At 70.8% G+C, this 22,706-nt stretch carries 21 protein-coding genes; 6 read left to right on the top strand and 15 right to left on the bottom strand.

The window, feature by feature from the left end:
* Positions 1 to 47: 47 nt before the first annotated feature.
* From IPQ09_05935 to IPQ09_05925, 3 genes are all read right to left on the bottom strand, one after another.
* Positions 48 to 584 carry an FKBP-type peptidyl-prolyl cis-trans isomerase gene (locus IPQ09_05935; GenBank protein MBL0193760.1) on the bottom strand — a complete coding sequence of 179 codons (537 nt, stop codon included), beginning with the start codon at positions 582 to 584 and terminating at the stop codon, positions 48 to 50.
* A gap of 72 nt (positions 585 to 656) precedes the next feature.
* A complete protein-coding gene (locus tag IPQ09_05930) occupies positions 657 to 1,688 on the bottom strand; it encodes a hypothetical protein (GenBank protein ID MBL0193759.1) in 1,032 nt (343 codons plus the stop codon).
* Positions 1,685 to 2,968 (bottom strand): hypothetical protein, encoded by a 1,284-nt coding sequence (locus IPQ09_05925; protein ID MBL0193758.1) that lies wholly within the window; start codon positions 2,966 to 2,968, stop codon positions 1,685 to 1,687. Before IPQ09_05925 ends, IPQ09_05930 begins: the two co-directional genes overlap by 4 nt.
* 424 nt (positions 2,969 to 3,392) lie before the next feature.
* Between IPQ09_05925 and IPQ09_05920 the strand changes: the two genes are divergently transcribed.
* Both IPQ09_05920 and IPQ09_05915 read left to right on the top strand, forming a co-directional pair.
* A complete protein-coding gene (locus tag IPQ09_05920) occupies positions 3,393 to 5,168 on the top strand; it encodes a L,D-transpeptidase (GenBank protein ID MBL0193757.1) in 1,776 nt (591 codons plus the stop codon).
* 93 nt (positions 5,169 to 5,261) lie between these two features.
* A complete protein-coding gene (locus IPQ09_05915; GenBank protein ID MBL0193756.1) occupies positions 5,262 to 6,263 on the top strand; it encodes a tetratricopeptide repeat protein in 1,002 nt (333 codons plus the stop codon).
* 28 nt (positions 6,264 to 6,291) lie between these two features.
* Here the strand turns inward: IPQ09_05915 and IPQ09_05910 are convergent, their stop codons facing one another.
* Together IPQ09_05910 and IPQ09_05905 are read right to left on the bottom strand one after the other, a co-directional pair.
* Positions 6,292 to 6,843 carry an ArsR family transcriptional regulator gene (locus IPQ09_05910; protein ID MBL0193755.1) on the bottom strand — a complete coding sequence of 184 codons (552 nt, stop codon included), beginning with the start codon at positions 6,841 to 6,843 and terminating at the stop codon, positions 6,292 to 6,294.
* Between the two features lie 91 nt (positions 6,844 to 6,934).
* On the bottom strand, positions 6,935 to 7,963 hold the full coding sequence (locus IPQ09_05905; GenBank protein ID MBL0193754.1) for a polyprenyl synthetase family protein: 1,029 nt from the start codon (positions 7,961 to 7,963) through the stop codon (positions 6,935 to 6,937).
* Between the two features lie 281 nt (positions 7,964 to 8,244).
* Between IPQ09_05905 and IPQ09_05900 the strand changes: the two genes are divergently transcribed.
* The 3 genes from IPQ09_05900 to IPQ09_05890 all read left to right on the top strand — a co-directional run bounded on the left by IPQ09_05900 (position 8,245) and on the right by IPQ09_05890 (position 12,512).
* Positions 8,245 to 8,655 carry a hypothetical protein gene (locus tag IPQ09_05900; protein MBL0193753.1) on the top strand — a complete coding sequence of 137 codons (411 nt, stop codon included), beginning with the start codon at positions 8,245 to 8,247 and terminating at the stop codon, positions 8,653 to 8,655.
* A 61-nt stretch (positions 8,656 to 8,716) separates the two neighbouring features.
* The gene (locus tag IPQ09_05895; protein MBL0193752.1) at positions 8,717 to 10,933 is read left to right on the top strand and encodes a DEAD/DEAH box helicase; all 2,217 of its coding nucleotides are present in this window, start codon (positions 8,717 to 8,719) and stop codon (positions 10,931 to 10,933) included.
* 79 nt (positions 10,934 to 11,012) lie between these two features.
* Positions 11,013 to 12,512 carry a hypothetical protein gene (locus IPQ09_05890; GenBank protein MBL0193751.1) on the top strand — a complete coding sequence of 500 codons (1,500 nt, stop codon included), beginning with the start codon at positions 11,013 to 11,015 and terminating at the stop codon, positions 12,510 to 12,512.
* Between the two features lie 26 nt (positions 12,513 to 12,538).
* On the opposite strand, the gene IPQ09_05885 is transcribed toward IPQ09_05890, so the two are convergent.
* The 8 genes from IPQ09_05885 to ndhC form a co-directional block, all read right to left on the bottom strand.
* Entirely contained in the window at positions 12,539 to 12,988 is a 450-nt protein-coding gene (locus IPQ09_05885) for a zf-TFIIB domain-containing protein (protein ID MBL0193750.1), read from the bottom strand.
* A gap of 47 nt (positions 12,989 to 13,035) precedes the next feature.
* Positions 13,036 to 13,689, bottom strand: a complete 654-nt coding sequence (locus IPQ09_05880; GenBank protein ID MBL0193749.1) for an NADH-quinone oxidoreductase subunit I — start codon at positions 13,687 to 13,689, stop codon at positions 13,036 to 13,038.
* A gap of 11 nt (positions 13,690 to 13,700) precedes the next feature.
* Positions 13,701 to 15,131: an NADH-quinone oxidoreductase subunit H gene (locus tag IPQ09_05875; GenBank protein MBL0193748.1), complete on the bottom strand. Its 1,431-nt coding sequence runs from the start codon at positions 15,129 to 15,131 to the stop codon at positions 13,701 to 13,703.
* Between the two features lie 55 nt (positions 15,132 to 15,186).
* Positions 15,187 to 16,785, bottom strand: coding sequence for a (2Fe-2S)-binding protein (locus IPQ09_05870; protein MBL0193747.1), 1,599 nt, complete (start codon positions 16,783 to 16,785; stop codon positions 15,187 to 15,189).
* Between the two features lie 113 nt (positions 16,786 to 16,898).
* Positions 16,899 to 18,113: an NADH-quinone oxidoreductase subunit D gene (locus IPQ09_05865; protein MBL0193746.1), complete on the bottom strand. Its 1,215-nt coding sequence runs from the start codon at positions 18,111 to 18,113 to the stop codon at positions 16,899 to 16,901.
* 1 nt (position 18,114) lies between these two features.
* Positions 18,115 to 18,708 carry an NADH-quinone oxidoreductase subunit C gene (locus IPQ09_05860; GenBank protein ID MBL0193745.1) on the bottom strand — a complete coding sequence of 198 codons (594 nt, stop codon included), beginning with the start codon at positions 18,706 to 18,708 and terminating at the stop codon, positions 18,115 to 18,117.
* Positions 18,705 to 19,271, bottom strand: coding sequence for an NADH-quinone oxidoreductase subunit NuoB (gene nuoB / locus IPQ09_05855; GenBank protein MBL0193744.1), 567 nt, complete (start codon positions 19,269 to 19,271; stop codon positions 18,705 to 18,707). The genes IPQ09_05860 and nuoB overlap by 4 nt, the downstream gene beginning before the upstream one ends.
* A 63-nt stretch (positions 19,272 to 19,334) precedes the next feature.
* Positions 19,335 to 19,718, bottom strand: coding sequence for an NADH-quinone oxidoreductase subunit A (gene ndhC / locus IPQ09_05850; protein ID MBL0193743.1), 384 nt, complete (start codon positions 19,716 to 19,718; stop codon positions 19,335 to 19,337).
* Positions 19,719 to 19,924: 206 nt separating this feature from the next.
* Here ndhC and def point away from each other — a divergent pair, with 206 nt between their 5' ends.
* Positions 19,925 to 20,500 (top strand): peptide deformylase, encoded by a 576-nt coding sequence (def, locus tag IPQ09_05845; GenBank protein ID MBL0193742.1) that lies wholly within the window; start codon positions 19,925 to 19,927, stop codon positions 20,498 to 20,500.
* 43 nt (positions 20,501 to 20,543) lie between these two features.
* On the opposite strand, the gene IPQ09_05840 is transcribed toward def, so the two are convergent.
* Together IPQ09_05840 and IPQ09_05835 are read right to left on the bottom strand one after the other, a co-directional pair.
* Positions 20,544 to 21,665 carry a hypothetical protein gene (locus tag IPQ09_05840; protein ID MBL0193741.1) on the bottom strand — a complete coding sequence of 374 codons (1,122 nt, stop codon included), beginning with the start codon at positions 21,663 to 21,665 and terminating at the stop codon, positions 20,544 to 20,546.
* A gap of 100 nt (positions 21,666 to 21,765) precedes the next feature.
* Positions 21,766 to 22,650 carry a TIGR02757 family protein gene (locus IPQ09_05835; protein ID MBL0193740.1) on the bottom strand — a complete coding sequence of 295 codons (885 nt, stop codon included), beginning with the start codon at positions 22,648 to 22,650 and terminating at the stop codon, positions 21,766 to 21,768.
* Between the last annotated feature and the right edge of the window lie 56 nt (positions 22,651 to 22,706).

Below are 22,706 nucleotides of genomic sequence, written 5' to 3'. Positions count from 1 at the left end.
TGGCGGATCGGCGCTCCCGCCAACGCTCGCCGCGCTCGGCCGCGGGGCTACTTCTTCTTCGCCGGGCCCGCGTCCTTCTTGGCGCCCCCGTCCTTGGCGCCGGCGTCGGGCTCGCCCCCGATCGCGAGCAGCTCCACGTCGAACTTGAGCCCCGCGCCCGGCGGGATGGTGGGCGGCGAGCCCTTCTCGCCGTAGCCGAGCGCCGAGGGGATGACGAGCTTGCGCTTGCCACCGACCTTCATGCCCACCACGCCCTGGTCCCAGCCCTTGATGACCTGGCCCTGCCCGAGCTTGAACTTGAACGGATCGCCGCGGTCGCGCGACGAGTCGAACTTCTTCCCGTCCATCAGGGTGCCTGTATAGTGCACGGAGACGTCGTCGCCGGTCTTCGCCTCTTGGCCCTGGCCCACGACCTCGTCCTGGATGTCGAGCTTCTCGGGCCCCGGGGGCAGCGGCTTCGCCACGGCGGGCTTGAAGTCTTCCTTCGGCTCCTCGACGCTCTTGGAGCAGGCGCTGAGGGAGACGGCGAGGACGGTGGAGGCGGCGAGCGCGGCGAGCGCGCCCGAGACACGGCGGTGGTTCATGGTGCGCCCTTCTACGCTGGACGGGGCATCGCGGGCAACGCGTTGACAGCGGGACGCCTCTGGACCCCTGCCTCACGGATCGGGGGGGCCGTCGAGGCGCGCGCCGACCGCGGCCGCGACGAGGGCGAGGAGCGCGTCGACCTGCGGCGCGCTCGCCGGCAGGCGCACCTCTACCTCGGCGCCGTTCGTGCGCACCTTCAGCGACGAGAGCAGCCCACGCAGCACCATTCGGACCGCCAGCGGGCGCCCCACCTCCTCGGCCCGCGCGGTCAGGCGCGCCGCGAGCGCGAGCGCCGCGGCGGCGTCCACGGCCTCGCCCTTGGCCCGGAGCTCGGCGGTGCCGGCAGGCGTCGCGCGGAGCTCGGCGCGTAGGCTCCGGAGCTCGCTGAGGTCGGGCGCCCAGGGCATGCGCTGGGCCGGCGCGTCGAGCGTGAGCCGCGCGACGAGGGCCCCCGCGGCGGGCGCAGAGGCGGGGTCTTCGAGGCCGGCGGGGTCGAGGGGCGCGGAGCCCCGGTAGAGCGACGCCGAGCGCGGCCCGGCCTCGGCCGGCACGAGGAGCAGCTCCCCCGCCCTCGCGCGCTGCGCCGACCACGCCGTGTCCCCCGTTCGGACGCGCGTGCCCTGGACCCCAGGGACGCCGAGCGCCTCGGAGCCCCCTTCGTCTACACGTGCAGAATACACGCGAAGCGCCGCCTCTACGGTCGGCGGTTCGAGCCGGTGGGTGAGGACGATCGCGTCCCAGTCTCCGCCCCGGAGCACGGCGGCGCAGAACCTCGCGACCCGGGCGTCGCCGAAGGGCTCGACGACGCCGGCGACGGCCAGATCCGCGAACCGCGCGTCGTGAAGGAACAGGCGCCGGATCCACTCCGCGCGCGGGGCGGCGCGGAGCTTCTGGAAGTCCACGTCCAGGCGGGCGCCTTTGCAGGCCTCGAGCCCGACGGAGCCCTCGGTCGGCGCCACGGGGGCCGGCGGCGGGGTTGGGGGGACCGGCGCCGGTGTCACAGGCGGCGGGACGAGGACCGCCACCGGCTCGACGCCGGCGTGACACCCCGCCACGAGGAGCGCGGCGGCGGCGACCACCGGGAGGCCTCGCGCTCGCCTCACGGGCGGGCCCCTCCCGCGGGGACGGGCGGCGGGCGCGGGGCCCCTCCCGCGGGCGCGACCGGTCCCGGCGGCGCCGCGCCAGGCGCCGGCAGCTGGACGCCCATGTTCGCCGCGACGAGGTGCAGGACGGTCTCGATCTGCTCGCGAGAGGCCGAGAGGTGCGTCTTGACCACGTTGCCCACCACCTGAATGTCCACGTGGTTCAAGAGCCCTCGCGTGAGGATCCTCGTTCCCGGGGTGTTCACGTTCTTGAGGAACTCGCGGGTGCGCTCGGCGACGTCGGCGGCCTCGGCCTCGCCCTTGCATTCGCCATCGGCGAACACCTCGGCGCCGCCGTCGGCGCGCGGCACCACCCAGAGGCGCAGCTCGGTCATGGCGTCGGGGAACTTGAGACCGGGCACCGCGACCTGTCGATGGGGATCGCGGACGATGAGCCGCACGGCCTCGCCCGGGCGAAGGCCGGGATCGACCGAGCGGTGGCGGAGAAGCAACGCGAAGTCGTGCGCCTTGGCCGGCGGCACCACGGCCGCCTCTTGCGGCTGGGCGCGGAGGAACACGCGCTCGGCCTGATCGGCGTGGCCGAGCGACGCCGCCACCCCGGGCACGCCCGCGTCGTAGGGGCCGCCCTTCGCGTACTTCTTGGTGGCCTCCGCGATCGCGCGGTCCACGATGGCGTCGGGCAGGCCGTAGCGAATGAAGATGGCGTCGCGCTCGGTGTGGATGAGCGAGGGCCCGTAGATCAAGATCCAGTCGGTGTCCCGCACCGGATCGACGAGAGTCTGGGTGCCCTTCATGAAGTCGGCCCACTGCGGGATCCCGTTGAGCAGCGGCCCCATCTTGGCGCCGACGGGGTGCTGGCGAATGAGCGCGACGTTGAGCAGGAGCCGCACGTTCGTGGGCCCGGCCGTGACCAGCCCAGCGAACCCCACCTTGGGCGCGCCGCCGTCCCTCACGCCTGCGCCTTGCGCGATGGCCCCGCTGTCGGACGCGCCCCCGTCGCCTTCGCCGGCGTCCTCGGCCGCCGCGTCGTGCGCCTCCCCACCGTCCCCCGCGTCGCGCACCGCGGCGTCGGAGCCAGCGTCGCGCGCCGTGAGCCACGAAGCGTCCGGCCGCTCGGGGCCCGCGTCACGAGAGCTGCGGCCCGCGGTCGGGTCGGCCACCGGGGCCGAGGTGGGGGGTGGCGGCGGCTCGGGCGGCCTCGGCGGCGGGTCGGGCCGCGCCTCCACGGCCATGAGCTCGACCGGGACCGTGAGCTCGTCGTCGACGTCCTTGAACGTCACGCCGCCCGTGCTCGGGAGGATCCCAAATGGCGAGAATATGATGTGAATTCCGAGCGAAGTGACCAGCGCGCCGGCGAAGAGCGCCCCGGCCCGCCGAGACGCCCAGAAGCGCGAAGGGCCTGTCGGGGACTGCCCGGCGGCGGCGTCCCCCGCGTGCGGCGCCGTGGGCGCCGAGGGAGCTGCCCCGCGCAGAACGGAGTGTTCGGCGGACCGAGCGCTCGCGCTGCCCCGTGGAGGGCGTGTCTCAGGAGCCACGCTTCGTTCCCATCGCTGCCACACCTTTACGGCAGAAACCGCGCCTTGGCGAAGGATGCGCGCTGGCACCGGCCTTGCCAAGGTGGGCGGCGATCCCGCGCAAGCGCGCGGGTCCACAAACTGGATCGAGGGCGCGCAGAGGCGTACTAATGACGCGCCAAGGGCAGAAATGACGCAATTTTCCTCCCCACGTCGGAAGTCAGGCCCGCCGCGCCTCGCTTCAAACCGTCGCGCCCTCGCGGCCGCCCTCGTCGCCGCCGGCGCGGTCGCCGCCTGCTCCCACGACGACGAGGCCGCGCCCGCCAAGCCCCCGACGCCCGCCATGGCGGCGCCCGCCACGGCGACCCCCTCCGCGGCGCCCGCGCCGCGCGCCGAGCCGAGCGCCGAGGCCCGGGACGCCGCCGCCGCCGCCGAGGTCGCCGACGCCGGGTACCAAGGGCCTCGCATCGGCGCGATGGCGATGGTCACGCTCGTCATGAGCGACATGGAGTGGCCGCACGACGACGCGCGCCGCAGCGACAAGTCGAAGGGGAGCGTCCGCATCGGCTATCTCCGCCATGGGGCCCGCGCCCCGGTGATCCCCGAGAAGCACGTCAAGGCGAACTGCACGGAGGGCTGGTACGAGCTCGTAGGGGGCGGCTTCGTCTGCGGCCGCTACGCGACCCTCGACCTGAACCACCCCCGCGTGCGCCTCGCGCCGCACGACCCCGACCTCGAGGCGCCGCTCCCCTACCAGTACGCATACAACACCACGAACGGCGCGCCGCTGTACCGGCAGGTGCCCTCGCGGGAAGAGCGCCTCAAGCTCGAGCCCTGGCTCACGGGGGGCACCACAGCGTCCAGCTCGCCGGCGCCCTCCTCGAAGAAGCGCAGGCGCGACCGCGACCGCGCCGAGCGGGACGCCGGCGGGGGCACCCCCGACGTGCAGGTGCAGGTCGACACCGACGCCGGCGGCGGCATGTTCGGCCTCGCGCTCGCCGCGGCGAAGGCGCCCGACGAGCCCGAGGTGCCCTGGTACCTGCGCGACGCGGGCGCGGGCAAGCCCAACGTCACGCTCGACGACCTCCGCGGCGACGGCCCCATCGCGCGCCGCATGGTGAAGGGCTTCTATCTCGCCCTCGATCGGCAGTTTGTCTCGGGCGGTTCGAGCTGGTGGAAGACCACCGGCGGCCTCATCGCGCCGGCCGATCGCCTCTACGTGCAGAAGCCGCTCACAGACTTCAAGGGCGCGTGGCTGTCGGACCGCACGGCGCCGCCCAGCGCCGAGGCCGGCATGGCCCCCAACCCGCTCGTCGGGTGGGCCCTCCACCGCACGAAGAAGTACACGTTGAGCGGCAAGAAGGCCGTGGCGGGCGAGCCCGTACCGCGCTTCACGATGGTGAAGCTCACGGGCAAGAACGAGGTCGTCGGCGGCGTGCGCTACGACGAGACCGAGGACGGCTGGTGGATGCGCGTCACCGAGGGCGCGCGCACCCGCCCCGGCCCACTCCCCCGCGACCTCACGCCGGGCGAAAAATGGGTCGACGTGAACCTCACCACGCAGACCCTCATCGCCTACGAGGGCGACAAGCCAGCCTTCGCGACCCTGGTGTCCACGGGCAAGCGCGACCACCAGAACAAAGAGAAGGACCACGCGACGCCCCAGGGCTCGTTCCGCATTCGCGAGAAGCACGTGGCGGCGACCATGGACGGTGACGTCGCGACCGACGGCCCCTACTCGATCGAAGACGTGCCGTGGATCATGTACTTCAACGGGAGCTACGCGCTCCACGGGGCGTTCTGGCACGCGTCGTTCGGGTCGGTGCGCAGCCACGGGTGCGTGAACCTGGCGCCCTCCGACGCACGCACGATGTTCAACTGGACCGAGCCACACGTCCCCGAGGGCTGGCACGGTGCGAACGCCACGACCGAGAAGCCCGGCACGCGCGTGGTGGTGCACGACTGAGCTCGGAGCGAGCGCGGGGGCGTGCGCGACAGACGGCGCTACTCATGTCCGCGAAGTTCCGCTAAAGCCTCCCCCGTGAGCTCCGACAGCGCCATGGACCAGTTCTCTGCCACGCTCGACCGCGGCTGGGATCTCGCGCAACGCGGCGACGCGAAGGGCGCGATCGTGTGCGCGCGACGCGCGCTCGAGCTCGACCCCCAGTCTCCGGAAGTGCATAATCTTCTTGGCTATTCGGCCGCTCTCGCGGGCGACGCCGACGAGGCCCTCGAGCACTATCGGCAGGCGATCACGCTCGACGAGACCTACTTCGAGGCGATGCTCAACTGCGCCGAGCTGCTCATGCACCCCGTGGGAGATTTCGACGAGTCGATCGCCCTCTGCGACGAGGCGCTCGATTTCGCGGAGACCAACGAGGAGCTCGCCGACTGCCTGCTGCTGAAGGTGGACGCGCTCCTCGCCAAGGGTGATCTCCCGGAGGCGAAGCGCGCCATGGCCCGGCTGCCGGACGGCCCGTGGGAGACCCCGAGCTACACCTTCCTCGTGGGCCGCGCGCTCTACGAAGTGGGCGAGATCGACAAAGCCCGCCCGCTCGTCGAGGAGGCCGTCAAGGCCGAGCCCGACCACGTGGACGCGCACTACTACCTCGGCCTCCTCCGCGACGAGGCGGGCGACGCTCGCGGCTCGATCGAGGCGTTCTTGCGCTCGCGGGCCATCGACAACGCCAACGCGCCCCCGCCGTGGGCGCCGACCGCGGAGGCGTTCTCGCTCATCGTGCGCTCAGCCCTGGCGGGCCTCGACGCCATCCTCGCGCGCTACGTCCGGGAGGCCGAGGTGTTCGTGGTCGACCTCCCCGGCGCCGAGCTCGTGGTCGACGGCGTCGATCCGCGCGCGCTCGTCATCCTCGACACCCCGCCCACGGAAGACGGCGACCGGCGCACGGTTCGCCTCTTCGTGTACCAGCGAAACGTCGAGCGCGCCGCGGGGTCGATCGCGGCCCTCGAAGAGGAGCTCGCCGCCGCCCTCGAGCGTGAGGTCACGAGCGTGTTCCTCGACCAAGGCCCCCCTACGGCCGCCGACAAACACGGGCTGAACTGAGCCCGCGCGCAGCGTGCCCGTCGCCCGCTCAGCGCGGGCGCTGGAGCAGGAACGTGACGAGCGGCTCGGCGTCGATCTTCGCCGTGGTGACGAGCGCGTCGAGCAGGCGCTTGCCGAGGCGCGCGAGCTCGAGGAGCTGGCCGATGCGCTCGAACTGAAGCTCGGCGCGCGCGCGCACCTTCGGATCAGGCGAAGCGCGGAGCGGCGCGAGCGACGCGAGGGCCTCCTCGAAGGACTCGATGGCGTTCGAGACCTCGGCCTTCTCGCGCTCGTTGAAGACCCGCGAGATCATCTTCCAGAGCTGGATCTCCGCGTTGAAGTAGTCGCGCCGATCGCCCTGCACCCACACCTTTCGCACGACCCCCCACCTGCCGAGCTCGCTCAGCGTCATGCTCACCGCGCCGCTCGACAGCTGGAGCGCGTCGCGCAGGTCCTCGGCGCTGAGGGGCTCCGGGGAGAGGTACAGCACGGCCCAGATGCGGCCCATGTTGCGCTTGAACCCCCAGAACTCGATGAGGCGGCCGACCTGGTCGCTCACCGCGGCCTCGCTCGGCCAGAGCTCTTTCGCTTTTCGGGTCACGCCCCCAGCCTTAGCCGACGTGCGCCGCGAGGCCAACGCCCACGCGACGTGGCGGTGGCGCCGTGAGCCGCGGGCGCCACACGGCGCGGAGCTATGACAGCCTCGCCACGAGCTCGCGCGCCACGGCCCCGAGCAGCGCCCGCGCGGGCGACTCGCGCAGGGCGGCGAGCTCTTCGAGCGCGCGTCGCGACTCGGACCACGCCCGCTCCCTCACCTCCCCCGCCGCCCGCGCGCCGGCGGCGAGGAGGCGCTCCCGCTCCCCGGGATGCGGCGCGCCCGCCCGGACACGCTCGAGGGAATCATAGAGGTCGGGCTCGCGCTTCGCGGCGAGGATCAGCGGCAGCGTGACCTTGCCCTCGCGGAGATCCGCGTTCAGATCCTTGCCGAGCTGCCCGCCGGTGTAGTCGAGCGCGTCGTCGACGAGCTGAAACGCCACCCCGAGGTGCCCGCCGAACGCGCCGAGCGCGTCGATGTCGACCTCCGAGCCGCCGCCGGCCCGCGCGCCGGCCCGAAGCGCCCAGCGAAAGAGCGACGCGGTCTTCCCCTCGAGGATGCTCGCGTAGGTCTCCTCCGAGGCGTCGAGCCGGGTTCGACCGCGGAGCTGGATCACCTCGCCGTCCACCAGCCGGCGCAAGGTCGCGAACAGCTCTCGCAGGGTCTCGGGGCGGTCGACGCGGCTCGTCCGCTCGAGGGCGTGCACCAGCAGGGAGTCTCCCGCGAGCACGCTCACCGCGTTGCCGAACACTCGCCCCGCGACAGGCTGGCCCCTGCGCTCCTCCGCGTCGTCCACCACGTCGTCGTGCAGGAGCGTGGCGAGGTGGATCATCTCGGCGACGGCGGCCAGCGAGCGCGCCTCGCCTGTGATCTCGCCGCACGCGAGCGCGCCGAGCAGCACGCAGAGGGGGCGCACGCGCTTGCCACCCGACGTAAGCAGGTGGGCGGCCGCGTCGGTCGCCGGAGCGCAGCCGTCGGCGGCAGCCGCGAGGAGGCTCGCCTCGACGCGGGCGATGTCCTCGCCGAGCAGCGCGCGTGCGTCGTGGAGCCTCACGAGCCCGGCGGGGGGAACCGGCGCGATCCGCGCGGTCTCCTCGAGCAGGCGCACTGCAGCGATCGCCTCCATCAGCTCACCCTTTTTGCCTCGTAAGTTTCAAAACAATTTGAACAATGTGGTCACTCGTCAGCCTCGTCAAGCTCCTTCCTCGTGCATCCGCCGGGCACACCCAGGTCGAGGGCGAGCGGAACCGGTCGATGGAGAGCCCTCGCCTTGGCTCGAGGCCCCATACTCGTTGACTGGACGGGGTGCGTTCCTTCAGAGTTCGCGTCGCATCCGCGTCAGAGCCACCCTTGGAGAGAACCCCCAACGCCCCAACGAAGGCCGAGCGGCGCGCGACCCAAACGGTCGTGGCGCTGTTCCTGGCCGTCTCCGCGGTCTTCGTCGTGGAGAGCACCTGGGAGCTCGCGAAGGGCGCGTTCCTGCTCGATCTCCAGTCCGTCGACGGGACCAACCCGGAGGCGCGGGCCTGCTTCGGCGAGGTCAGGCGCCTCGAGGGTCGCATCGACCAGGCCCTCGTCGAGGCCTCCAAGGCCGCCCCGGCCGAAGCCCCGCGCGCGTACGCGAGCTCCATCGGCGACGGCTTCGACCCGACCCCCATGGCCGCGCTCGAGGCCTCTTGCGCCAAGGTCCCGCGAGGGCTCGTGGCCTTGTCCTCGCTCCTCCGGCTCCACCGGGCGGAGGAGACGACGCTCGCGGGGCGGGCCACCGAGCTCGCCCCGATTCGCGCCGATCTCGCGCGAGCGCTTCCTCCTCCCTGATTTCCACCCGGATTCGTGCTTTAGTCCGCCGGCCGGGTCTAGCCCCCGGCCCAGAAGGACCATGAACGCTTCCGCTGACACCGATCTCGCGCAGCCCGCGCCCACGCCCGCCGCCGCCGCGGCGCCCACGTTCGACGTGCTCGACCTGAGCGCCGATCTTCGCGCGGCCCTCGCCGAGCTTGGCTACGTGCACCCCACCCCCGTGCAGCTGGCCGTCTTCGAGCCGGCCTGCCGTGGGCGCAACCTGGTGGTCCAAGCCCGCACGGGCACCGGCAAGACCGCAGCCTTCGGCTTGCCCATCATCGACTCGCTCGTCCGCAAGTCGCTCGTCGGGGTCCAGGCCCTCGTGCTCACCCCCACCCGCGAGCTCGCGCTCCAGGTCTGCGCGGAAGTGAGCAAGCTCGCAAAGTTCAAGGGTATCAAGGTGTTGCCGGTCTACGGCGGCGCCCCGATGGGCGCGCAGATCGACGCACTGAAGGACGGCGTCCACGTGGTCGTCGGCACGCCGGGGCGCGTGCTCGACCACCTGCGCCGCGGCACCCTCGACCCGAAGAACATCCGCATCTTCGTGCTCGATGAGGCCGACGAGATGCTCTCCATGGGCTTCGCGAAGGAGCTCCACTCGATCATCGAGACCCTCCCTAAGGACCGCCAGGGGCTCTACTTCAGCGCCACGATCCCGCCGGACATCGAGCGCCTCGCGCAGGCCCACCTCACCGATCCGGAGTGGGTCGCGCTCTCGAGCGACCAGGTCGGCGCCCTCGAAATCAAGCACTTCACGTACGTCACCTCCACGAAGGGCGACAAGCGCGAGACCATGATGCGCGTGCTCGACGTGGAAGACCCCGAGAGCGCGATCGTCTTCTGCAACACGAAGGACGAGACCGAGCGCCTCGCGGAGGCGCTGCAGAACCGCGGCTTCGACGCCGCGTCCCTGAACGGCGACATGGATCAGCGCGAGCGCGAGAAGGTGATGAGCCGCACGCGCGAGGGCAAGCTGCGCTTCCTCGTTGCGACCGACGTCGCGGCGCGAGGCATCGACGTCTCGCACGTGACCCACGTCATCAACTACGATTTCCCCGAGTCGACCGAGTCGTACGTCCACCGCACCGGGCGCACGGGTCGCGCTGGCCGCACGGGCACCGCGATCTCGCTCATCGGACCGAAGGACCTCGGCAACCTCTACTTGCTGCGGCTCACGTACAAAATCCGCCCCATCGAGCGCTCGTTGCCCACGTCAGGCGAGCTCCGCACGCGGGAGGAGACCGACCTCGTCAATGTGTTCCTCGAGGCTTTCGCGGAGGACCCCCTCGCGGAAGACCTCAGCCTCGCGCGGCGCCTGCTGACCCACGAGCGCGCGGAGCAGGTCATCGCCGGCCTGCTGCGAGGCTACCTGGGCGCCAAGGGAGGAGACGCGAGCGCCGCCGCGGGCGAGGCCCGCAGGGCGAAGAACCCGCCGCCCGTCGTGGTCGCCGCCCCGCCCGCTGTCTCCCCGCGACCGCCTCGCGAGCGCGAGCGCGAGCGCGACCGCCCCGCGGCCCCGTCCGTGAGCGCCGACCCGTCGCCCGCGCCCGCGCGCGCCGCCGAGCCTTCGCCCGCGCCAACCTCCGACTCGCCACGCGATCGCGCGCCGGACGCCGGGCGCTCCCGATCGCGCCGCGGCGGCACGCCGCACCGCGAGTTCGCGAGCTGGGAGCCGCCCGCGGAGAACGACGACGATCAGCCCATCCTCCCCTCCTCGAGCTCATCCGCATTGGGCGCGACGCCCCAGGCGAGCGAGACGGCGCCTTCCCTCGAGGGCCCGCGCGGCCCACGGCGCGTCCGCCGTGCTCGCGCCGCGTCGAACGATCCGCCGGACACGCTCCCCTACCCGTCCGTGTCGGGGTCGGCGAGCTTCGAGGCCCCCCAGTCGCCGATCATGCCGGGCATCACGGTCAGCGACGAGCCGGCCGGCGCCGATCCGCGCCCACGCGCCGCCCGGGGTGACGCCCGCGACACGAAAGAGATCGAGGACGATCCCTCGTTCGCGCAGCTCTTCCTCAACGTCGGCCGCCGCGACGGGCTGCGACCAGGCGACGTGCACGATCTCCTGGTCGAGCTCGCGCAGCTCGACGAGGGCGCCCACGGGCGTATCCGGATGCGCGATCGGATCACGTTCGTCAGCGTGCGACCCGAGGTGCTCGAGCACGCCATCACCGCACTCGGCGGCAAGGTCGTGGCCGGGCGCACCCTGGTCGCGGAGCGGGCCAAGCCCCGCGTCGAGCGCGACGAGGGCTGACTCGCGGCGCGACGGTTAAGTTTCGTCAATAGTTCAAGCCTATTGGTTCAACGACGACCAGCAGGTACGATGACGGCTCATGACGACGTCCTACGCCGCCAGCGCGAAGGGTGAGGTGCCTGCCTCCGCCCCCGCGCACAGCCTCCGTGCACTCCTCGACGCTCGCCGCGCAGCGCGCGCGCCCCTCGCCCTCGGAGAGGCGGTCGCGCTGCTCGCCCCGCTCGCCGCGGACGTGGCGCGACGGCACGCGCAAGGCGAGCTCTTGATTCTGCACGCCTCGTGCATTTGCGGCGACGAAGCCGGCCAGTGGAAGTACGACCCGCTCTACGCCACCGTCCCCACGACGCCCCAGGACCAGGCTGTGCTCGCGCCCGAGCTCTCGGGCCGCAACCTCGGCCCCGCGTCCGCGAGCGTCTACGCCCTCGGCGCCATCTTCTACGAGTGCCTCACCTGCGCGTCGGTGGGCCCTGGCATGCAGCCCCCGCGCACGGCCAACCCCAGCCTGCCCGCGGGGATCGACGCCCTGCTTGGCGCAGCGCTCGTCGCCGATCCGGCCGCGCGTCCTGCCGATCTGAACGCTCTCGCTCAGGCCATGTTCGATCTCGCCCACGGTGAGCACGTGACGCAGCACTCGGCGCCCGAAGTGTCGCAAGCCGCGGCCGCCCAGTCGAACAGCGCTCACCACGATCCCTTCGCCGCGATCGAGAACGAGCCCGAGCCGGCGGCGCCCGCGCGGGTGGACGCGACCACACAGCTCGCGCAGCTCAAGGCGCAGCTCGAGAGCGATCCGCGGCCGCGCTACGTCGTCATCAAAGACTCGATGGATCACGGCCCCTTCACGGCGGTCGAGGTCCTCCAGCAGATCGCGAGCCACTCGTTCACCGGCGCGCACGTCCTCCGCGACGAGGTCTCGGGCGAGGCCAAGCGCATCGCCGACTGGCCCGACTTCTCCCAGTTCGCCGAGCACACGCAGATCCACCGCGAGATCGTGGCCGAGAAGAAGCAGGTCGTGCTCCTCGAGAAGGCCGAGAAGAAGGCCGGCATCGCGAAGTACGCCGTGGGCCTCGGCGTCACCGTGGTCCTGCTCGGTGGCTTGCTTCTCTGGTATTTCAAAGCGCGCGGCGCGCGCGACGACTCCCAAGCCCTGCTCGACGATCCCTCGGCGCTCGACCTCTCCACCGACGGCGGCGTCAAAGGCAAGGTCCGGCGAGCCGGTGGCGGCGGTGGCGGTGGCGGCGGTGGCGGTGGCGGTGGCGGTGGCGGCTTCGGCGGCAGCTACGAGGCGGCGCTCGCGGCCAACAACGAAGAGATCAAGATGGGCCAGGCCGCCGGCGGCCCCGATCTCTCCAACGCGCAGCTCTCGGCCCCGATGGCCAACACGGCCTTTGTCTCCGGCTGTGGCGCGCCCGACAACATGAGCGTCACGGTGCGCGTGGCCATCAAGATGGGCCGCGCGGTGGGCGTGTCGGTGTACACGAACCCTCCGAACCCGGGCGTCGCGAGCTGCATCGACCGCCACGTGCGGCAGCTCTCGTGGCCAGCCCACCCAAAGATGGACTCGTTCACGACCAAGTACTGAGGGCGGGCTGCGCGCCAGCCTGCGCGTTACGTCTGGGGACCCCGCCCCGCGAGCGCTCGCAGCGCGGCGGTGAGGCCCGCGAGAAGCGCCGCGAGCGGGCCCCTAGGCGCGTCCCTCGCAGGATCGGGCACGCCGGTGCTGGCGAGCAGATGGACCGACGCCTCGTCGACGAACAAGCCCGCGCAGGCGCTGCAGCGGTGGACGTAGGGGCCCCGCCCCTCGAAAAGCTCCACGTCGAGCCTCACGGCGCACCGCGGACATGCGCCCGGCACGCGCCCCGGCTCGGGCCCGACCCATAGACCGTCGACCGGGGGGACGAGCGCCGACGCGAGCGCGCGCGGCTCTCCGTCGAACCAGTCGAGGAAGATGCCGCGACACTGGCGGCACACCTCCACGAGCGAGTCCCCCACGGCGATGGAATCAAGCGCCGCGGCGCACCCAGGACAGCGCAGCGCCGAGCGACGATACTCGCTCACGGGTCGCCCACGCGTCGCCCACTGCGCCCCGCGAGGACCAAGAGCCCTCAGTGATGGTCGCGGTCGATGCCGGGGTGCGAGGAGTCGCCAGGCTCGTGACGCGGGTTCGCGGTCTCCCGCGAGCCGTCTCGCGCGGTGAGCGAGATGAGCTCGTTTCGCGCGTAGATGAACTGGTCGCGCGAGTCGTAGGGCACCGGGTGGATGCCGGTGTCCATGCGGATCGCGTCGCAAGGGCAGGCCTCGACGCAGTATCCGCAAAAGATACAGCGCAGCTCGTCGATGACGAACCGCACCGGGAAGCGCTCGTAGCCGCGGCGCTTGTCGCCCTCGGCGTACTCGCCGGCCTCGATGAAGATGCACTGCGCGGGGCAGGCGGTGGAGCAGCAGAGGCACGCGACGCAGCGCGGGCTGCCGTCGTCGCGGGTCGTGAGCCGGTGCACGCCGCGGAACCGCTGCGGGTACGGGCGCTTCTGCTCCGGATACGAGATGGTGGTGATGCCCACGTCGAGCCGCTCGGTGACCGGATCGGGTCGCTCGCCCGTCAGCATGTCGCGCGTGTTGCGGAAGAAGTGGCTCATCGACACGCCGATTCCGCGAATAATTTCGGGGAGATACGACTGAGTCGTGGGGGTCTTCTCGGCGTAGGTGACCGGGGCCGCGTTGCTCGGGCTCGCGGGCTTCTTGGGAAAGGCTTGGGGCATGTCGTCCTCGCTCACGCTTGCATCGGGGAGGTCTTGGTGCCGCCCGCGGCGGCCGCCATGTCGCCGGAGGTGCCGATGAGCGTCCTGTCCTTGGCGCGGGTGTTGAAGAATCCGTAGAGAGCCCAGGTCGGGAGGCCGATCATGACCGCCGCGACCGCGCCCTGCGCGACGTCCGCTGCGATCTTCAGCGACTGGGCGACCGACTCGCCGCCGCTGTCCGCGGCGAGGTAGAGCACGCCCGTCGCGAAGATGTTCGCGAGCGAGGCGGGCAGGAGCACCGTCCAGCCGAGCTTCATGAGCTGGTCGTAGCGGAACCGGGGGAGGCTCCACCGCACGAAGGCCTGGAGGAGGCACATCCCGATGACCTTACTGAAGAACGCGAGGGCGCCGAAGATGATGACCCAGATGTGGGGGAGCCGCTGCGCGAAGTAGACCGTCTCGCCGATCGAGACCGTCAGGCCGTCGCGGTGGAGGAACGGCAGCTGCCAGCCGCCAAGGAAGATGGTGACGAGCAGCATCGAGCTCGTGACGATTTCCATGTACTCGGCGAAATAGAACATGCCGAACTTCATGCCCGAGTACTCGGTGAAGTAGCCCGACACGAGCTCGCTCTCGGCCTCGGGGAGGTCGAACGGGATGCGCTTCGTCTCCGCCACGGCCGACGCGAAGAAGAGGAAGAACGCGAGCGGCTGGACGAAGATACCCCAGCAGTTGTCGCCCTGCCAGCGGACCATGTCCTCGAGGCGGACCGACCCGTAGAGCATCATGGCGCCGACGAGCGAGAGGCCCATCGTGACCTCGTAGCTCACCATCTGCGAGGCCGCGCGGAGCGCGCCCATGAGGGAGAACTTGTTGTCGGACGACCAGCCAGCGATCGCGGCGCCCACGATGCCCTGCCCGGCCATCGCGAACACGTAGAGGATGCCGACGTTGAGCGGGGCGACCTGCAGCTCGATGGGCGCCTGCACGGTGGAGATGCCGAGGCGCGCCGCTGACGGGAACACGAGGAGCGGCTTCGCGAGCACAGCCTTCGTGGCCGCGTCCACGCACTGACCGCCCTCGAGCAGCACATTGTGTCCGTCGACCGGCGCGCAGAGGTGGCGCCAGAGCTGGTGCGGGGAGATCGTGTCGCCGAAGGGGATGACGGCCGTGAGCGCGAGCACGGGCACCATCGCCAAGATCGGGGCGAGGGAGAAGAGCAGCTTGTCAGCCTTCGGGGGCATGAAGTCTTCCTTGAAGAAGAACTTCACGCCGTCGGCCGCCGTGTGCAGGAGGCCTGCCACGCGCAGCTCGAACTTCCCGAGCTTGATGCCCGCGCGGTTCGGGCCCACGCGGTCTTGGATCATCGAGCTGAGGCGCCGATCGACCCAGGTGAGGAGGCCCCCCATGTTGAACAGGAAGCCCACCATCACGAGGATCTTCACCGCGGTCCAGAGAATCATCGAGCCTGTCACGGGTTACGTTTCCTTTGCGCGCGTAAACCTTCGAAACCTTGAATCATTCAGCCGACGCGGTCGCGGGCGCCGCCGGCGGGATGCTGGTGGTGGCGACGAGCATCGAGCGGACCTCTTTCAGCGTTCCCCAGGTGGGCTCGACGCCGATCGCGGTGGCCACCTTGGCGACCATGCGCCACGCGGGCTCGGAGGCGCCCTGCGGCTCCAGCGCGCGCTCGGCGAGCTGGTGGATGCCCTGCGCGTTCACGTAGGTGCCGCTGGCCTCGACCCACGAGCACGCCGGGAGCAGCACCTGCGCGGCCGTCGCGAGCGGCCCGCCGTGGGCGGCGACGACGAGCAGGCCCGAGAGCATGCCGAGGGCGGTCGCGTCCTCCGGATCGTGCGTGGGCGTGGCGCCGCCGAGGGCGATCACGTGCGTCACCTTGGAGGCGCGGATGTCGGCCAGGAGCTCCGAGAAGCTGCGCGCCTCGGGCGCCATCTGGTGGAGGCCGGCCGTGTTGGAGTTCTTGTCCGCGTGGATGAGGATGTCGTCCTGGTAGCCGGACGGCGCCCCGGACGTGTAGACCGCGCGGCTGCCGAAGAGCTCGGCGAGCTCGACCAGCGCGACGTTGTCTTCCTGTGAGTGGCGGCCCGAGAGCACGAACGCGACCGAGCTTCGCGGGACGCTGGAGAAGGATTTCCTCACCTCGTCGAGCGCGCGCTCGAGCTTCACCTGGGTGCCGCCGACGCGAGCCTGGGTCACGCGCCCCTCCACAGCGTCGCGGTAGCTCAACATGCCGTCGTCGCACATCCAGAACTTGTTGACCGCCTCGTTCTCGCGCGGTCGGTAACGCAGGGCCTTGTTCGTGCGAGGATCGTAGTCGAAGGTGGCGTTGCAGCCGGTGGCGCAGCCCTGGCAAACGGTCTTGGCCGACTTCAGGAACCACACGCGGGCCTTGAAGCGGAAGTCCTTCGTGGTGAGCGCGCCGACCGGGCACACGTGCTCGGTCATGAAGGTGTAGTGCCCCTCGAGCTTGCGCCCCGGAGCCACGATGACCTCCTTCAGGTTCCCGCGCTCCCGCATGTCGAGGACGGGGTCCTTGGCGACCTCTTCCATGAAGCGGATGCAGCGCGTGCACATGACGCAACGCTCGGCGTCGTAGACGATGCTGTCGCCGAACGAGACAGCCTTGGGCTTGTGCACGGGCTCGTCGTGCATGCGCTTCGGCGTGGCCTGGTGCTCGAGCCAGTAGTCTTGGAGCTTGCACTCCCCCGCCTGGTCGCAGATGGGGCAGTCGACCGGGTGGTTCAGGAGCAGGAACTCCTGCACGCCGGCGCGGGCCTCGACCACGTGGGGGCTGGTGTCCGCGAGGACCTCTTGGCCCTCGGTGGCGGGGAACTGGCAGGCCGGCTGGAGCTTCGGCTTGCGGGTGGGCCGGTAGTCGCCGAGCTTCTCGTCCCACTCGACGATGTCGAGCATCATCGCACGCTGGTTCGGCCCAGGCAGGATCTCCACGAGGCACATGCGGCAGTTCGCCGGCGCGGAGAGACCCGGGTGGTAGCAGTAGTGGGGGATCTCCATCCCGGCCTTCTCGGCCGCTCGGATGATGGATTCACCCGGTTCGAAGGGGATGGTCTTGCCGTCGAGCTTGAAGGTAGGCATTCGTCGCTTTTTCCGAGCTATTACGAGAGGATACGCTCAAACCCTTGAACCGCGCGGGGCGCGCACGGGCCAGGATCGCGTCAGGGTCGCGACGGTGTCGCGACGGTGTCGCCTCAGTGATCGCATTCGCCGCCGATCATGTTGACCGAACCGAACACCGGCACGACGTCGCTCAGCATGCCGCCCGAGATGAGCTGCGACACGCCCGAGACGATCGAGAAGCACGGGGGGCGGATACGCACCCGGTACGGGGTGCCCGAGCCGTCGGACACGAGGTAGAAGCCGAGCTCGCCGTTGCCGCCCTCGGTGTACGAATAGACCTCGCCCTTGGGCACCTTCGCGCCCTCCATGACCAGCTTGAAGTGCTGAATGGTCGCCTCGATGGTCGAGTAGACCGCGTCCTTCGGGGGGAGCATGACGCGCGGGTCGTTGACCGAGACCGGACCCTCGTCCGGCATTCGGGCGCACACCTGCTCGAGGATGCGCATCGACTGGCGGATCTCCGCGAGGCGCACGAGGAACCGATCCATCGTGTCGCCGCGGCGCCCGACAGGCACCTCGAAGTCGACCTCGTCGTACTTGAGGTACGGGTGCGCCTTGCGCACGTCGTAGTCGACGCCGGTGGCGCGGAGGCACGGGCCCGTCCACCCGAGCGAGATCGCGTCGGCCTGGGAAATGACGCCCACGTTCTCCAGGCGGTCGATGAAGATGCGGTTCTTGAGGAGCATCTTCTCCCCCTCCTCGACGATGCTGAGCACCTTGCCGAGGGTGTGGCCGCACATCTCCTTGAACTTCGCGGTGGGCGGAGCAGCCATGCCGCCGATGCGGCCGAACGAGTGCGTGAGGCGCGCGCCGGTCTCCTCTTCGAGGATGTCCCAGATCATGTCGCGGGCCTTCACGAACCACAGGAACGGCGTGAAGGCGCCGAGCTCCATGGCCATCGCGCCGTTGCACGTGAGGTGGTCGGAGATCCGCGCGAGCTCGCCGAGCGCCATCCGGTACCACTGGCAGCGGTCCGGTACGGCGATGCCGCAGAGCTTCTCCACCGCCAGCGCGTAGCCGACGTTGTTCAGCATCGGCGAGACGTAGTTCAGGCGGTCGGCGTACGGGAAGACCTGGGCCCACGTGCCGCGCTCGCACATCTTCTCGAAGCCGCGGTGGAGGTAGCCGATCTGGACGTCGACTTTGTCGATGGTCTCGCCAGAGAGCTCCACGACCATACGGACGGTGCCGTGCATCGCGGGGTGCGACGGTCCCATGTTGAGCCGCATCGGCTCTGCGGGGAGCTCGAGCTCACCCTCCTCGAGATCGAGATCGATCGGCTCCATTTCAGTTCTCTTCCGAGCGGGTGTAGGTGCGACGTCCGAAGCTCATGCCCTCGTCGGGGCCGAACGGGGCGAGCTTCTCGAGCGGCAGGCCCGCCTCCTCCTCCGTGCGGTAGTCGATGAGCGGCTGCGCCTTGTGCGCGGGGTAGTCCTTGCGGAGCGGGTGCCCAACGAACTCGGGGTACATCAGGATGCGGCGGAGGTCGGGGTGCTCGCGGAACACGACCCCGGACATGTCGAAGGTCTCGCGCTCGAGCCAGTCGGCGGTCTTCCAAATGGCCGCGACGCTGTCGAGGTCGACCGTGCCGGCCGAGAGATCGGCGTCGCCGACGCGGGTCTTGAGGCGCACGCGGTGACGACGCGAGATGGAGTAGAGGTGCGCCACGACCTCCATGCGCGGGAGCCGGTCGGGGAAGTCGACGCCGCACAGATCGGTGAGCATGTCGAAAGACATCGCGGGGTCGTCGCGCAGGAACTGACAGACCGCGCGCCAGCTCTCGGGCGTGACGACCGCGGTCTCGTCGCCGTGGGCCGAGTGGGTCTCCAGGATGGCCGCACCGAAGCGCGTCTTCAAGCGATCGAGCACGAGCTGGCTCACGAGGTGGTCTCCTTCTGAGGCTTCTTCTTCCCGAGCGGCACGAGGTCCTTCAGAGGATCTTCCCGGGGCTTCACGATGCCCGGCGTGCGGTCGCCGCGCGCGATCTTGTCCTGGAGGAGCAGCAGGCCGTCGAGCACGCCTTCGGGGCGCGGCGGACACCCCGGCACGTAGACGTCGCACGGGATGATTTTGTCGATGCCCGGCACGGTGGTGTAGTTGTCGTAGAACCCGCCGCAGCTCGCGCACGTGCCGAACGCCAGCACGTACTTGGGGTTCATCATCTGCTCGTAGATACGCCGCAGCGCCGGCGCCTGGCGCTGGCTGATGGTGCCGACGACCCAGATGAGATCCGCCTGGCGCGGCGAGAAGCGCGGCGCCTCCGCGCCGAAGCGCGAGACGTCGAAGCGCGGCCCCGCGACCGACATGAACTCCATGCCGCAGCAGGCGGTCACGAACGGATACTGAAAGAGCGAGTACTTGCGCGCCCAGTTGAGCAAGGCGTCGAGCCGCGTCGTCGCGAAGCCCGCCTCGCTGCCTTCGAGGGTCACTTGGGATTTGGCCACGAATTCCTCAGCTTTATCAGACGTTTCCAGGGGTCAACGGGCGAACGGCGGGCCGCAGGGCGCTCAGTGCTCCCACTCGAGAGCGCCCTTCTTGACGACGTAAACGAGCGCCACGACCACCACCGTGAGGAAGCCGAACATGCTCGCGAGCCCGACCCAGCCGAGGGACTTGAACTGAACGGCCCACGGGTAGACGAACACCGCCTCGATGTCGAAGACGATGAACAGAATCGCGGTGAGATAGTACTTGACCGACAGCTTGAGGTGGTTCCCACCGGAGCTCTCGGAGCCGCACTCGAACGGCAGCATCTTCTCGCGGGTCTCTTTGATTCGGCCGCCAAGGAACGTGGCGCCCGTGAAGAAGAGGCTGGCGAGCAGCACGGCGACGCCGATCATCAAGAAGACCGGGGCGTAGAGGGCAAACACCGAGGATGTTTCGTTTGGCATCACGCAGCTTTCGGGGGTCGGGCGCGCGGGACGAGGTGCTCCCAGGTCCAACGCACCCTGCGTGTGTAGAAGCTTCGCCGCCGGGTGTCAACGCGACTCACGCCAGCGGGACGGCCTGTCCGGCAGCACGATCGCGCGCCCCTTCGAGGTGCGCGCCGCCATCGGTCGAGCTTGACGGCGGCCCGCGGGGTCGGCACCGTCCGCGGATGGCCCTCCTGAAAATTGCGACGGTCGGGAACCCGATCCTGCGGGAGCCCGCCCGGGAGATCTCCCGCGACGAGCTCGCCACGCCGGCGATGCAGACCTTCCTGGACGACCTCATCGAGACCATGCGCGACGCGAACGGCGCCGGGATCGCCGCGCCGCAAGTGTACCGGCCGATCGCGGCCTGCGTCATCGAGGTCAAGAACAACCCGCGGTACCCGTACAAGCCGAACATTCCGCTGACGGTCCTCATCAACCCGGTGCTCACGCCGCTCGGGGACGAGACCTTCCTGAACTACGAGGGGTGCCTCAGCGTGCCCAACCTCCGGGGAGAGGTCCGCCGGTCCGCGCGGGTGCGGGTGCAGGCGCAGGACCGCCACGGGCGCGCGCTCGACTTCGAGGCGGCCGGCCTCGCGGCCGGGACCTACCAGCACGAGGTGGACCACCTGCTCGCGACGCTGTTCGTCGACCGCGTGGAGGACCCCCGCTCGCTTTCGACGTGGACCGACTTCGAGCGCTTCCACCTGGAGGCCTTCGTGGCCCGCGCGAAAGACGTCGTGGCGCGCTACGGGAGTTGACCCCACCGCATGGCCGGACGCGCGCGCGGCGCCCGGCGAGGCGTCATCGGCGCTCGAGGAGCAGCAGGGCCTTCCACGCGGTGAGCGGCGGGCCTAGCTTGTCCTCGACGGCGCGGATCTCGTCGGCGAGATCGCGCTCGGGCACGCCCGCCGCGAGGGCGTCGCGGAGGCACGCGTAGGCGGCGACGAAGCGCCCGCGACGCACGAACGCGCGGGCCAGCGGGGGCATGACCTCCGCGGGGCGCCCACCAAAGGCGATGGCGCGACGCAGGGGGCCAATGGCTTCGCCCGGGCGATCGTTGACGATGAGCGCCTCGCCGAGGCGCCGGAACAGGTCGGCGGCGGCGATGCCCTCTTGCGCGTACTGGATGCCGATGCGGAAGACCTCCTCCGCTTGCTCGAGCTCGCCGAGGTGCACGCACGCGGAGCCCAGGAGTCCGAGCCCCTTCGCGATCATCGCTCGCGCCTCGGGGGCGAGCATTTGTCCTTCGGGGGTGCGAAGGAAGATGGCGAGCGGCGCAGGCCAGGTGCCGAGCAGGGCGACGACCTTCGGCCACTCCCCCTTGCCCGCCGCGGCCTCCGCGTCGGCGACCTTCGAGAGGTCGATCGCGCTGCGCGATCCGGTGGCGATCCGATCGAGCTCCTCGCGGACCGACGCGCGGACGCGACCGCGGAACTCCTCGACCTCGAACACCTCGTCATCGCCGTCGAGCGAGACGTGCAGGCGCGCGCCCGCGTCGGTGAGGACGAGGCTCCGTAGGGTGAAGCCATAGAGGGGCGCGAGGAGCAGGTACCGCACGCCGATGTAGAGCTGGATGGCCTCGACGTCGGTCTCGCGCTCGGGAAGCACGGGGTGGCGCTCTTCCTCGACGAGCAGCGCGCCCACGAGGCGCCGCCGGAAGTCCGCGAGGGTGAGCCTCTGCGGTTCGAGATCGCCGTCGGCCTCGGCTCCGCCCACCACGAAGTCGACCAGGGTCTGGTCTGGACTGCGGCGGTCGACCGTCAGAGCCGTGATGCGCGCGCCGACGATGATCGAGAACGCCAGGAACCGCTCGCCCACGATCTCGCAGAGAGCATGGAAGCTGCCGATCCCCTCGCCGATGCGCTCGAACCAACCGTCGGTCCGGAGGGCGTCGAGGGAGAACTCTTTTTTCGTGTCGGGCATGGGTTGGGGGGAGACAGGGTCAGACGGTCTACGCTCGCACGATCGGCCACTGGAAGTCCACGTCTTCGCCCGAGGGCCGCGCCATTCCGTCGCCCGGCGGTCACCTTGGGACGATTTGCGGGGGCCGAGCCCGTCGCGTCGCGTGACGACACGCGGGACGCACGGGGCAGCCGCCGCAGACGGCCGGGTCGAACCGCTCTCGGCACCGCGTCGCCATCCCGAGGTGACAGAGGGAGAAGTCGTACTTGACCGGATCGACCGGGTCGAGCGCGGCCAGCGACGCGGTGATCTCGCGAACGGTTCGGCGGCCCGCGTCGGCTCGCGCGGTGAGCCCGAGGTTCCGACCGAGCTTGAGGATGTGGGTGTCGACGGGGCACGCGAGGTGCGAGGGTGGGAGCGACCACACCCCGAGGTCGACGCCATCGGCCGGCCGGATCATCCAGCGAAGAAACAAGAAGAGCCGCTTCGCGCCACCCCCACGCCGCACGTCGGGCAGGAGGTGGGCGGGGCCGCGGCGGGTGGTCGGGCGGTCGAGGCCGCCCTCGCGCCGCACCTCGTCGACCAGGAACGCGAGGGCCTCCCAAGTCGCCGCGTCGCGGGGCCCCCCGGCGGCCTCGGCGCGCGCCAAGCCCTCCTTGAACACCGCCTCGAGGCTACCAAAGCGCCGCTGACAAGCGCGCGCGCCAAAGAGCAGCCCAGCGACGTCCTCTCCTCGAAAGAGCCGGTGCACGAACCCTCGCAGGCGGCGGTCGAGCTCGGCGCGCGCCTCGGCCCGCTGCACGGGCTCGTGGTCGAGGCGCTCGAGCACCTCAGCGATCTTGGCGCGGATCGTCGCGACGTTCCCGAACGCGAGCGCGGAAGCGAGCAGGCCCACGAGCTCGCGCTCATCGCGCGTGGAGAAGGCGTGCACGTGCTCGACCGGATCGCGCGCGCGACGCTCGCCCAGGGGGCAGTCCGACCGGACGCGATCGAGCACCTCCCGCACGCGCTCCCGGTGGGCGGGCGACCGCTGCACGAGCGGCAGGGGCGGGCCTTTCATGT

The organism is Myxococcales bacterium, assembly GCA_016720545.1.
Taxonomy (GTDB): domain Bacteria; phylum Myxococcota_A; class Polyangia; order Polyangiales; family Polyangiaceae; genus JAAFHV01.
The sequence above is the reverse complement of the archived record's forward strand: the minus strand, read 5'-3'. Positions and strand labels throughout refer to the sequence as shown.